Annotated in this window: 11 protein-coding genes; 8 read left to right on the plus strand and 3 right to left on the minus strand. The window is 71.4% G+C overall.

Features of this window, described 5'->3' with window-relative positions; all coding sequences use genetic code 11:
• Positions 1-75: 75 nt before the first annotated feature.
• The 6 genes from rpsA to aroD all read left to right on the plus strand — a co-directional run bounded on the left by rpsA (position 76) and on the right by aroD (position 6,359).
• Positions 76-1,557, plus strand: coding sequence for a 30S ribosomal protein S1 (gene rpsA / locus ACXET9_RS04555; RefSeq protein WP_457885238.1), 1,482 nt, complete (start codon positions 76-78; stop codon positions 1,555-1,557).
• Positions 1,558-1,723: 166 nt separating this feature from the next.
• Positions 1,724-2,554 carry an HAD-IIA family hydrolase gene (locus tag ACXET9_RS04560; RefSeq protein WP_457885240.1) on the plus strand — a complete coding sequence of 277 codons (831 nt, stop codon included), beginning with the start codon at positions 1,724-1,726 and terminating at the stop codon, positions 2,552-2,554.
• A 71-nt stretch (positions 2,555-2,625) separates the two neighbouring features.
• Positions 2,626-3,858, plus strand: a complete 1,233-nt coding sequence (gene aroC, locus ACXET9_RS04565; RefSeq protein ID WP_457885242.1) for a chorismate synthase — start codon at positions 2,626-2,628, stop codon at positions 3,856-3,858.
• Complete coding sequence (locus ACXET9_RS04570) at positions 3,855-4,394, plus strand: shikimate kinase (RefSeq protein ID WP_457885243.1); 540 nt, start codon at positions 3,855-3,857, stop codon at positions 4,392-4,394. Before aroC ends, ACXET9_RS04570 begins: the two co-directional genes overlap by 4 nt.
• Complete coding sequence (gene aroB / locus ACXET9_RS04575) at positions 4,391-5,494, plus strand: 3-dehydroquinate synthase (protein ID WP_457885245.1); 1,104 nt, start codon at positions 4,391-4,393, stop codon at positions 5,492-5,494. The genes ACXET9_RS04570 and aroB overlap by 4 nt, the downstream gene beginning before the upstream one ends.
• Positions 5,495-5,510: 16 nt before the next feature.
• Positions 5,511-6,359 carry a type I 3-dehydroquinate dehydratase gene (aroD, locus tag ACXET9_RS04580; protein WP_457885247.1) on the plus strand — a complete coding sequence of 283 codons (849 nt, stop codon included), beginning with the start codon at positions 5,511-5,513 and terminating at the stop codon, positions 6,357-6,359.
• 251 nt (positions 6,360-6,610) lie between these two features.
• On the opposite strand, the gene ACXET9_RS04585 is transcribed toward aroD, so the two are convergent.
• Positions 6,611-7,591 carry a trimeric intracellular cation channel family protein gene (locus ACXET9_RS04585; protein ID WP_457885249.1) on the minus strand — a complete coding sequence of 327 codons (981 nt, stop codon included), beginning with the start codon at positions 7,589-7,591 and terminating at the stop codon, positions 6,611-6,613.
• A 50-nt stretch (positions 7,592-7,641) separates the two neighbouring features.
• Between ACXET9_RS04585 and coaE the strand changes: the two genes are divergently transcribed.
• Both coaE and uvrB read left to right on the plus strand, forming a co-directional pair.
• The gene (gene coaE / locus ACXET9_RS04590) at positions 7,642-8,286 is read left to right on the plus strand and encodes a dephospho-CoA kinase (protein WP_457885250.1); all 645 of its coding nucleotides are present in this window, start codon (positions 7,642-7,644) and stop codon (positions 8,284-8,286) included.
• Between the two features lie 9 nt (positions 8,287-8,295).
• Entirely contained in the window at positions 8,296-10,401 is a 2,106-nt protein-coding gene (gene uvrB, locus ACXET9_RS04595) for an excinuclease ABC subunit UvrB (protein ID WP_457885253.1), read from the plus strand.
• Positions 10,402-10,431: 30 nt separating this feature from the next.
• On the opposite strand, the gene ACXET9_RS04600 is transcribed toward uvrB, so the two are convergent.
• Both ACXET9_RS04600 and ACXET9_RS04605 read right to left on the minus strand, forming a co-directional pair.
• Positions 10,432-10,902, minus strand: a complete 471-nt coding sequence (locus ACXET9_RS04600; RefSeq protein WP_457885255.1) for a hypothetical protein — start codon at positions 10,900-10,902, stop codon at positions 10,432-10,434.
• Between the two features lie 119 nt (positions 10,903-11,021).
• The gene (locus ACXET9_RS04605) at positions 11,022-11,351 is read right to left on the minus strand and encodes a hypothetical protein (protein ID WP_457885256.1); all 330 of its coding nucleotides are present in this window, start codon (positions 11,349-11,351) and stop codon (positions 11,022-11,024) included.
• Between the last annotated feature and the right edge of the window lie 209 nt (positions 11,352-11,560).

Here is an 11,560-nt window from a genome sequence, read left to right on the forward strand (position 1 = left end):
ATCCGGGACATCGCCCGCACGACCTGCTTGTCCATCATTCCTACTCGTACCTGTCCCGACGGAGTCCTTACCTACATGACCGAGACCACGACCCCCCAGATCGCCATCAACGACATCGGCGGCGCCGACGAACTCATGGCTGCCATCGATGCGACCATCAAGTACTTCAACGATGGTGACATCGTCGAGGGCACTGTGGTGAAGGTCGATCACGACGAGGTCCTCCTGGACATCGGCTACAAGACCGAGGGCGTCATCCCCTCGCGCGAGCTGTCCATCAAGCACGACGTCGACCCCGGTGAGGTCGTCGAGGTCGGCGACGAGATCGAGGCCCTCGTCCTCCAGAAGGAGGACAAGGAGGGTCGCCTGATCCTGTCCAAGAAGCGCGCCCAGTACGAGCGCGCCTGGGGCACGATCGAGCAGATCAAGGAAGACGAGGGCGTCGTCACCGGCCGCGTCATCGAGGTCGTCAAGGGCGGCCTCATCGTCGACATCGGCCTGCGCGGCTTCCTCCCCGCCTCCCTCGTCGAGATGCGTCGCGTCCGCGACCTCCAGCCCTACGTCGGCCAGGAGATCGAGGCGAAGATCATCGAGCTCGACAAGAACCGCAACAACGTGGTCCTGTCGCGTCGCGCCTACCTCGAGGAGACCCAGTCCGCGGTCCGCTCGGACTTCCTGCAGACCCTGCAGAAGGGCCAGGTCCGCGAGGGCGCCGTGTCCTCGATCGTCAACTTCGGCGCGTTCGTCGACCTGGGCGGCGTGGACGGCCTCGTGCACGTCTCCGAGCTGTCCTGGAAGCACATCGACCATCCGTCCGAGGTCGTCGAGGTGGGCCAGAAGGTCAAGGTCGAGGTCCTGGACGTCGACATGGACCGCGAGCGCGTCTCCCTGTCGCTGAAGGCGACCCAGGAGGACCCGTGGCAGCTCTTCGCCCGCACCCACGCCATCGGCGAGGTCGTCCCGGGCAAGGTCACCAAGCTGGTTCCCTTCGGTGCGTTCGTCCGCGTCGAGGACGGCATCGAGGGCCTCGTGCACATCTCCGAGCTCGCGCAGCGTCACGTGGATCTGCCTGAGCAGGTCGTCACCGTCGACCAGGACGTCTTCGTCAAGGTCATTGACATCGACCTCGAGCGTCGCCGGATCTCGCTGTCCCTCAAGCAGGCCAACGAGGGCGTGGACCCGGAGGGCGACGACTCGACCTTCGATCCCGCGCTCTACGGCATGGCCGCCGAGTATGACGAGAACGGCGAGTACAAGTACCCCGAGGGCTTCGACCCGGAGACCAACGAGTGGCTCGAGGGCTACGACGCGCAGCGCGAGGAGTGGGAGGGCCAGTACGCGGCCGCCTACGAGCGCTGGACCGCTCACAAGTCCCAGGTCGCCGAGGCCATCAAGGCCGACGAGGAGTCCGCGAACGCCCCGGCGGCGAGCGCGTCGACCTCCTCCTCGACCCCGGCTCCCGCCCAGGCGTCCTACCAGTCGAGCTCGTCCGACGAGGGCACCCTCGCCTCCGACGAGGCGCTGGCCGCTCTGCGCGCCAAGCTCACCGGCAACTGATCGGCGCGGCTGCGGCCGCATCGACCATCCGACGGCCCGGCTCCCCCTTGCGGGGGTGCCGGGCCGTCCGGCATTCCCGGTGCTCCGGCGTCCTCCGGCGTCCTTCGGTCACCACGGGACGGCGCGGACGGCCGCTCCGCCCCCGCGGAGGTGCGAGACTATGCGCATGACCACTGCTCTCGATCACTCACCGATCCATTCCTGGCTGACCGACATGGACGGGGTGCTCGTCCATGAGCAGGCCGCGCTCCCTGGCGCCGCGGAGTTCATCGCCGAGCTGCAACGCTGCGGCCGTCGCTATCTGGTGCTGACCAACAACTCGATCTTCACGCCGCGGGACCTGCGCGCCCGCCTGTCCCGTGCGGGCATCGACCTCCCCGAGGAGGCGATCTGGACCAGCGCCCTCGCGACCGCGCAGTTCCTCTCCGAGCAGTCGCCCGGGTCCACCGCCTATGTGATCGGCGAGGCCGGGCTCACCAGCGCGATGCACGACGCCGGCTTCATCCTCTCGGACTCCGACGCCGAGTTCGTGGTGCTGGGGGAGACGCGCACCTACTCCTTCGAGGCGATCACCCGCGCGATCCGCCTGGTGGGCGAGGGCGCGAAGTTCATCGCGACGAATCCCGACGTCACCGGGCCCAGCACCGAGGGCCCGCTGCCGGCGACCGGCGCCGTGGCCGCCATGATCACGGCCGCGACCGGCATCTCCCCGTACTACGTCGGCAAGCCCAACCCGCTGATGATGCGCACGGCGCTGAACCGCATCGGCGCCCATTCGGAGACATCCGTGATGATCGGCGACCGAATGGACACCGATGTGAAGAGCGGCCTCGAGGCGGGCATGCGCTCGATCCTCGTGCTCACGGGCTCCACGAAGGTCGAGGACATCACCTCCTACCCGTACCGGCCCACGGAGGTCCTCGACGGCATCGCCGACGTGGCGCAGCTCGTGGAGCGGATGAGCCCGTCGCCGGAGGTCGAGCTCGGCGAGGACTGAGCTCGCCCGGCGGTTCCGGGGGCGTCGGACGTCGCGACGGGCGAGGGCGGGACCGTGAGAGAATCATGGGCATGCTGCGCTGGTACACGGCCGGGGAATCCCACGGCCCCTCCCTCATCTCCCTGCTCGACGGCCTTCCCGCCGGGATCGAGCTGAGCAGCGACGACCTGCGCTCGGCGCTGGCTCGTCGCCGTCTCGGCCACGGCCGCGGGAGCCGTCAGAAGTTCGAGCAGGATGTCCTGACGATCCATGGCGGGCTCCGCCACGGCCGCACGATGGGCTCTCCGCTGGCGATCGAGGTCGCGAACTCGGAGTGGCCCAAGTGGGAGAAGGTCATGAGCGCCGACCCGGTCGCGCGCGAGGACCTCCTGGTCGACGCCGGCACCGGCGACGAGCGCGAGATCGCGCGCAACCGTCCGCTCACGCGGCCCCGTCCGGGGCATGCGGACCTCTCGGGCATGCTGAAGTACGGCTTCGAGGACGCCCGGCCGATCCTGGAGCGCGCGAGCGCGCGGGAGACCGCGGCCCGGGTGGTCGCCGGTCGCGCCGCCGCCGCCCTGCTGGAGCAGGCCGCGGGCATCCGTCTGGTCTCCCACACGCTCTCCGTGGGCTCGGTCCGCGTCCCCGACGACGCCGCGCTGCCCACTCCCGATGACGGCTCGGCGCTGGACGCGGATCCGCTGCGCTGCCTCCACGGCGAGACGTCCGCGGCGATGGTCGCCGAGGTCGACTCCGCGAAGGAGGACGGCGACACCCTCGGCGGCGTCGTCGAGGTCCTCGCCTACGGCGTGCCGGTGGGTCTCGGCTCCCACACCCAGTGGGACCGCAAGCTCGACGGTCGGCTCGCGCAGGCCATCATGTCCATCCAGGCGATGAAGGGCGTCGAGATCGGCGACGGCTTCGCGACGGCCGCCCGTCGCGGGTCCGCCGCGCACGACGAGATCCTCGTCGCCGGGGACGACCCGCGCTACCCGCGGGCCACGAACCGCGCCGGCGGGCTCGAGGGCGGCATGAGCAACGGGCAGATCATCCGCGTGCGTGGCGCTCTGAAGCCGATCTCGACGGTCCCGCGGGCGCTGCGCACCGTCGATGTGGCCACGGGCGGCGAGGCCGTCGCCAACCATCAGCGCTCCGACGTGTGCGCCGTCGCTCCGGCGGCGGTGATCGCCGAGGCGATGGTCGCGCTGACCCTCGCCGATGCGCTGCTGGAGAAGGCCGGCGGCGACAGCGTCGAGGAGATCCGCGCGCACCTCGCGGAGAGCGAGCGCCTGCAGGCACGTCTGTCCTCGCCGTCGACGCCGTGACCGGCCCGCGCGTCGTCCTGCTCGGCCCGATGGGCGCGGGAAAGACCAGCATCGGGCGCGAGCTCGCCGCTCTGCTGGGGGTCGGCTTCGCCGATCTCGATGCGCTGATCGTCGAGGCCGACGGCCGTCCGATCCCGGAGATCTTCGCCGCCGACGGCGAGGAGGCCTTCCGCGTCCTCGAGGCGCGCGTCCTCGAGGACGCCCTCGTCGATCACGATGGCGTCCTCGCCCTCGGCGGCGGCACGATCACCCATGAGCGCTCGCGCGCGCTGCTGCGCGGACGCCCGGTCGTCATGCTCGAGGTCGACGAGCGCACGGTCTCCCGGCGCATCGGTCGCGGGCACGGTCGGCCCCTGCTCTCCGGCGGCGATCCGATGGAGCGCTGGCGGAGCCTGAGCGCCGAGCGGGATCCGCTCTACCGGGCCGCGGCCCGCTGGCATGTCGATTCCGCGCATGGCAGCGCGACCGCCGTCGCGCGCCGCATCATCGAGATCATCGAGCGGGACGCCCCCGCCCGTGAGGAGGAGAGAGCATGAGCACCCCCGAGGCACTCGCCACGACGGTCATTCCCGTGGGCACCCCCACCGGGAGCTATGACGTCCTGGTGGGCCGCGGCCTGCTGGGGCGCATCGCCGAGCACGTGCCCGAGCGGGCGCGTCGCGTGGTGGTCGTCCATCAGCCGACGCTGCGGGACATCGCCGAGCAGCTCCGCGAGGCGATCGCCGAGAGCGGTCGCCAGGCCTTCCTGGCGGAGGTCCCCGACGGCGAGGAGGCGAAGACCGCGCAGGTCGCCGGCTTCCTGTGGCAGGTGTGCGGTCAGGCGGAGATCTCCCGCACGGACCTCGTGATCGGCCTCGGCGGCGGCGCCGCCACCGATCTCGCGGGCTTCGTCGCCGCCAGCTGGCTGCGGGGCATCGATGTGCTGCAGGTGCCGACCACGGTCGCCGCGATGGTCGATGCCGCCGTCGGCGGGAAGACGGGCATCAACACCGCCGAGGGCAAGAACCTGGTGGGCGCCTTCCACACGCCCATCGCCGTGATCGAGGACCTCGACGTCCTCGCGGGACTCGGGGCGAACGACGTCGCGGCGGGCCTCGCCGAGGTCGTCAAGGGCGGCTTCATCGCCGACGAGCGGATCCTCGAGATCGTCGAGGAGGATCCCTCGGCCGTGCTCGACACGTCCTCGGCGGCGTTCCGCGAGGTCGTCGAGCGCAAGATCCGCATCAAGGCGCGCGTGGTCTCCAACGACCTCAAGGAGTCGGGCGAGCGGGAGATCCTCAACTACGGGCACACCCTCGGCCATGCGATCGAGCGCAACGAGCGCTTCCAATGGCGCCATGGCGCCGCGGTCGCGGTGGGCATGGTGTTCGCCGCGGAGCTGTCGCATCTGGCGGGCAAGCTCTCGGAGGAGGAGGTCGACCGGCACCGGTCGATCCTGACGTCCCTGGGCCTGCCGACGACCTACCGCGGCCGCCAGTGGCCGAAGCTCGAGGACGCGATGAAGCGCGACAAGAAGACGCGCGCCGGACTGCTCCGCTTCGTCGTCCTCGATCGCATCGGCAAGCCCTCCCGTCTCGAGGGCCCGGATCCCGCACTGCTGCTCGCGGCCTACTCGGCCATCGCGGCCGACGACTGAGGGCTCGGAGGATCGCATGGTCGCGCAGGACGGCAGGACCCCGCCGGGCGGCGGGACGGCCCCGGTCGGAACTCGACCGGACGGCGCCGGCGCGCCGGTGATCGTGCGGGGCATCGAGCTCGGCCGCGGGCGACCGGAGATCATCGTCCCGCTCGTCGGCGCCGACGAGCGGGCGCTGCTCGCGCAGACGGAGGCCGCCTGCGCGAGCAGCGCCCGCCTCCTCGAATGGCGCCTGGATCTGTTCCGTCCGGACCTCGCGGACACCGCGGCCCATCGCCGTGCCGTGCTCGCGGCCCTGCCGGTCCTGCGGGAGCGCATGGGGGAGGAGCGTGCGCTGCTGGCGACCTTCCGCACGTCCGCCGAGGGCGGGACCCGGGAGATCGCCGACGATGATCTCGCCGCCCTGCTGCTGGCTCTCCTGGCCGAGCCCGGAGGCGCCGTCGACCTCGTGGACATCGAGACGGCGCGCGAGGAGCGGGTCGTCGCCGCGGTCGTGGAGGCCGCGCATGCGGTCGGAGCAGCCGTCGTCGGCTCCTTCCACGACTTCGCGGGAACGCCCCCGCAGGAGGCGCTCGAGAGCATCCTGCGCGGGCAGCGCCGCGCCGGCGCGGACGTCCGCAAGATCGCCGTCACGCCCCGCGACGCGCGGGATGTGCTCGCGCTGCTCGGGGCGAGCACAGCGGTCGCCGCCGACGGCGAGGGCCCGCACATCGCGATCTCGATGGGCTCCCTCGGCGCCGTCAGCCGCATCGCCGCGGAGACCTTCGGCAGCGCCGCGACCTTCGCCGCGGTCGGCGGGGGATCGGCGCCGGGACAGCTCGGGGCCGACGACGTCGCCCGCATGATCGCGCTGCTCCGCCCCTGACGCCCCCACCGGCGCCGCCCCTCGGCGACGTCCCTGACTCCGCTCCCGATATCGGCCTCGGTGCCGCGGGACCTGCCGTCGGGACCGGACGAGCCCCCGTGCACCGCCCTGCGGCGGCCGGGGGCTCGTCTCTTTCCTCTGAATCCCTATCCTCTCAGCCCGCTCATACGGTCCTGACCTGCAGGGACGCGAGCTAGCCCTCAAGGTGAACTGGAGGGTGAGTGTCGTGGGCGGTGCGGGCCCTCAGGGTCTCATCGAGGGTCGGAGTCGCCGCTGTCGCTGCTGTCGCTGCTGTCGCTGCTGTCGCTGCTGTCGCTGCTGTCGCTGCTGTCGCTGTGGCCGTGGTCGCTGTGGCTGCGGGTGCCAGGGCCGTCAGGGCCGTCGGCGCCGGGCGGGTCCGCCGGCGAGTCGGGGCTCGCGAAGGCGCGCTGCTCGTAGGCCGCCGCGTCGGCGTCGTGGATGCGGACGTCGTCGGCGAGGTCATCGACATCGGCGTCGATGATGGGGATCGCGCCCGTCTCATGGGCGACCCGTCGGCGCTCGGAGCGGCGCGTGCGGCGCACCAGGGCCTTCAGCTGCGCGGAGGACAGGGTCACCTGCCACTCGCCGTGCGCCGGGAGCTGCCAGCGCCACCAGGCCGCCGCGCCCGCGAGCAGGGCGCCGAGGGCGACGGCGACGAGGACCATGGGGGAGGGCAGGCGCAGCGCGATCACGATCCAGGTGCCGATCGCGGTCACCAGCGCCCCGGTGGCGTACAGGGGGCCGCCGCCGAAGATCGCCGGGATCCGTCCCACCAGGACGTCGCGGATGACCCCGCCGCCGACGGCGCTGGTGACGCCCAGCAGGATCGCCGGCAGCGGATCCAGGCCGTAGCCGATCGACTTCGCGGTCCCCGTCGCCGCCCACAGGGCCATCGCGGCGATGTCGAGTGCGGTCACGGCGCGGCGCCACCAGGAGCCCTCGGGGGAGACGAGGAAGGCGACCAGCGAGCCCGCGAGCGCGCAGGCGAGATACCAGGGGCCGTCGAAGGCCGCGGGGGTGCCGTAGTTCAGGATGAGGTCGCGCACGAGTCCGCCGCCGAGCCCGGCGGCGATCCCGATGATCGCGAAGCCGACGACGTCGAAGCGCAGTCGCGCCGCGAGCGCGCCCGAGGCGAGCCCCATGACGAACACGCCGATGAGGTCCAGGGTGCGCAGCAGATCGTTGGTGACGAGCAGTTCCAGGGGGTCCACGGCTCGACGGTAGCCGGAGGGCGGGGACCCGGCGACCGTACGATCGATGCATGACATGGATGCGCATCGGTCTGACCGGCGGGATCGGCGCCGGGAAGTCCGCCGTCGCCCGGATCTGGCGCGACGCAGGTCACCGGGTAATCGACCTGGATATGCACTCGCGCGCGGTGCTCGACACCCCCGGAGAGGGCCTGGAGGAGGCGATCGCGCGCTTCGGCGAGGAGTACCGGGCCCCCGGCGGCACGGCCGACCGCGCCGCCCTCGCACGCCTGGTGTTCGCCGACGCCGACGCCCGTGCCGATCTCGAGGCGATCGTCCTCGCCCGCGTCGACCTCGCCGTCGCCGCCGAGGAGCGCGCGGCCTGCGACGCCGGGGAGGAGCTCGTGATCCACGACAGCCCGCTGCTGCTCGAGAAGCGCAGGGATGCGGACTACGACGCGATCGTCGCGGTCCTCGCCCGGCGCGAGGACCGCATCGCTCGGGTGATCGCGAGCCGGGACCGGGACCGCGCCTACGTCGAATCCGTGATGGCGGCGCAGACGAGCGACCTCGAGCGGATCCGTCGGGCGGACCGCCTGGTGCTGAACACGGGGGATCGGGAGACCCTGGCCCGCCGCGCCCGCCACGCGCTCGCCGGAGTGCTCGCCGGCGCGGTCCGGGACGTGCGTGCTCCGCGCGTCGGCTCCGCGCCGTAGGCTCGTCCCATGCGTCCTGTCACCGATCTGGTCCGCGCCGAGCATCCCTTCGAGGTCGTCTCCGAGTACTCGCCCTCGGGCGATCAGCCGCAGGCGATCGAGGAGCTCGCCCGCCGCATAGAATCCGGTGAGCAGGACGTCGTGCTGCTCGGCGCCACCGGCACCGGCAAGAGCGCCACCACAGCCTGGCTGATCGAGAAGCTGCAGCGGCCCACGCTCGTCATGGCGCACAACAAGACCCTCGCCGCGCAGCTCGCCAGCGAGTTCCGGGACCTCCTGCCGAACAACGCGGTGGAGTACTTCGTCTCGTACTACGACTACTACCAGCCCGAGGCGTACGTCCCGCAGTCGGACACCTACATCGAGAAGGACTCCTCGATCAACGCCGAGGTCGAACGGCTGCGCCACAGCGCCACGAACTCGCTGCTGACCCGCCGGGACGTCGTCGTGGTCTCCTCGGTCTCCTGCATCTACGGCCTGGGCACCCCGCAGGAGTACGTCGACCGGATGGTCCAGCTCTCCCGCGGGGACCAGGTCGACCGCGACGAGCTGCTGCGCCGCTTCGTGGACATGCAGTACGACCGCAACGACGTCGCCTTCGAGCGCGGCACCTTCCGGGTGCGCGGGGACACCGTCGAGATCATCCCGATGTACGAGGAGCTCGCGATCCGCATCGAGTTCTTCGGCGACGAGATCGATGCGCTCTACACGCTGCATCCGATGACGGGAGAGGTCATCCGCGAGGAGGACCACATCCACATCTTCCCCGCCTCCCACTACGTCGCCGGTCCCGAGCGGCTCGCGAAGGCGCTGGACTCCATCGAGGTCGAGCTCGGCGAGCGGCTCGAGGAGCTCGAGGGGCAGCAGAAGCTCCTGGAGGCGCAGCGGCTGCGCATGCGCACCAGCCATGACCTCGAGATGCTCCGGCAGACGGGCTCCACCAACGGCGTGGAGAACTACTCCCGGCACCTCGACGGCCGCGGCCCCGGCACCCCGCCGAACACCCTCATGGACTACTTCCCCGAGGACTTCCTGCTGGTGATCGACGAGTCCCATGTGACGATCCCGCAGATCGGCGCGATGTACGAGGGCGACCGCTCCCGCAAGCGCACCCTCGTCGACTTCGGCTTCCGCCTGCCCTCCGCCCTCGACAACCGGCCGCTGACCTTCGCCGAGTTCACCGAGCGCACCGGCCAGACCGTCTACCTCTCCGCCACGCCGGCGGAGTACGAGCTGGGTCGGGCCGACGGCGTGGTCGAGCAGATCATCCGGCCGACGGGCCTCGTGGATCCCGAGGTCATCGTCAAGCCCGTCAAGGGGCAGATCGACGACCTCCGCGAGGAGATCGAGAAGCGGGTCCAGCGCGACGAGCGCGTCCTGGTCACCACCCTCACCAAGCGCATGGCCGAGGACCTCACCGACTACCTCCTCGAGAACGGCGTGCGGGTCCAATACCTCCACTCCGACGTCGACACCCTCCGCCGCGTCGAGCTGCTGCGGTCCCTGCGGCTGGGGGAGTACGACGTGCTCGTGGGCATCAACCTGCTGCGCGAGGGCCTGGACCTGCCCGAGGTGTCCCTCGTCGCGATCCTCGATGCCGACAAGGAGGGCTTCCTGCGCTCGCGCACCTCCCTCATCCAGACCATCGGCCGCGCCGCCCGCAACGTCTCCGGCGAGGTCCACATGTACGCCGACCGGATCACCGACTCCATGCAGGCGGCGATCGAGGAGACCAACCGGCGCCGCGAGAAGCAGATCGCCTACAACACCGAGCACGGCATCGACCCCACGCCGCTGCGCAAGAAGATCGCCGACGTCACCGACATGCTCGCCCGCGAGGACATCGACACCGACACCCTCATGGCCACCGACTACCGCTCCGGCAAGGAGCGGGTCGCCCGCGACCGGGCCCGCGCGAACGCCGTCGACGCCGTCTCCGGGCGCCAGGTCGACCTCGGTGACGATCCCGTCGGCGCCCTCACCGGCATGATCGACGAGATGACCGCCCAGATGCACCAGGCGGCCGAGTCGCTGAACTTCGAGGTCGCGGCGCGCCTGCGCGACGAGGTCTCCGAGCTGAAGAAGGAGCTGCGGCGGGTGCAGCGGTCCTCCTGACCGGCACGGATCGTCGCCGCTCCGCGCCCCTCAGAGCTCGACGCTGAAGGTGTAGTTCGTGCCGCCGTCGAGGCTCGGGGTGCCCATGCGCAGCTCCTCGCCGACGGGGATGTCGAACTCCGTCACCGACGGCGTGTTCCAGTCGACGTCGAAGGCGTCCGGGCGCAAGGGCGCCAAGGATTCGGTCGACCGGAGCCGGAGGCCCGCGCGGGAGATCTCCACGACCGTGAACACCATCCGGGTGGATCCGCCCGGGTCGGCCACCTCATCGCCCTCGGCGACCACGAATATCCTGGTCACCGGGTCCGGCTGCTCGATGGACCAGCCCGTCCACCCGGCGGAGACGATGGTCAGGGTGGCGCTCCCGACCGGGAGGAGACCGGTGATCGTCGAGCATCCGCTCAGGGCGAGCGCCCCGGCCCCCAGCAGCGGCAGGGCCAGCAGGGAGCGGCGATCGAATGCTTGCTCGATCATGGCGGGCTCCGCGGTCGTCGTCATCATCGCCCTCCTCGAGGTCGTCCCCGGAAGCGAGCGTAGCCACGCCCCTCACCGCCGACCATGGGGAGCAGTCCCCATGCGCCACGTGCGGACCGCCCTTCCCGCCTGCGCCCTCGGCGGCGTCAGTCCAGATAGGTGACGGCGAACGTGGTGCCCGCGTCCATCGTCGGCGTTGTCATCTCGATCGTCCGGCCGCGGTCGACGCGGAACGTCGTCTGCTTCGTCCGCAGATCGATGCCCCCGCCCTCCGACCGCTCCGAGAGCGGATCGTTCGAGGTCAGCGTCAGCCGCTCCGCCGTCAGCCGCGTCACCGTCAGCACCACGCCGAACGGTGCCTCCCCCAGATCGAGCACGTCCCCCTCCTCGGCCTCGAGGTCGACCGTCACCGGCTCGGGCTGCTCCTCCGACCACCCCGTCCAATCCGAGATCACCACGCGGAGAGAGGCGATCACGGGCTCCTCGCCCCCGAGGAGCGAGCATCCCGGCGCCGTCACCGCCGCCACCGGCATTGCCGCCATCACGGCGAGCAGACGCCGACGCGACGGCAACCCAGCCCCCGGAGCCCCCGCAACCCGCGCCGTCGGACCGCCCGCCCGCAGATCGCCGTCTCGTGCCCCCGCATCCTGCGCACCCATCTCGTTCCCCCTCCTGCTCGATTCCC

The sequence above is a fragment of the Brachybacterium netajii (SeqCode) genome, from assembly GCF_054114245.1.

Coding starts and splice junctions, on each gene's coding strand:
- aroC (WP_457885242.1), top strand. CDS start 2,626: ATGCTGCGCTGGTACACGGCCGGGGAATCCCACGGCCCCTCCCTCATC.
- ACXET9_RS04600 (WP_457885255.1), bottom strand. CDS start 10,902: ATGATGACGACGACCGCGGAGCCCGCCATGATCGAGCAAGCATTCGAT.
- rpsA (WP_457885238.1), top strand. CDS start 76: ATGACCGAGACCACGACCCCCCAGATCGCCATCAACGACATCGGCGGC.
- aroB (WP_457885245.1), top strand. CDS start 4,391: ATGAGCACCCCCGAGGCACTCGCCACGACGGTCATTCCCGTGGGCACC.
- uvrB (WP_457885253.1), top strand. CDS start 8,296: ATGCGTCCTGTCACCGATCTGGTCCGCGCCGAGCATCCCTTCGAGGTC.
- aroD (WP_457885247.1), top strand. CDS start 5,511: ATGGTCGCGCAGGACGGCAGGACCCCGCCGGGCGGCGGGACGGCCCCG.
- coaE (WP_457885250.1), top strand. CDS start 7,642: ATGACATGGATGCGCATCGGTCTGACCGGCGGGATCGGCGCCGGGAAG.
- ACXET9_RS04560 (WP_457885240.1), top strand. CDS start 1,724: ATGACCACTGCTCTCGATCACTCACCGATCCATTCCTGGCTGACCGAC.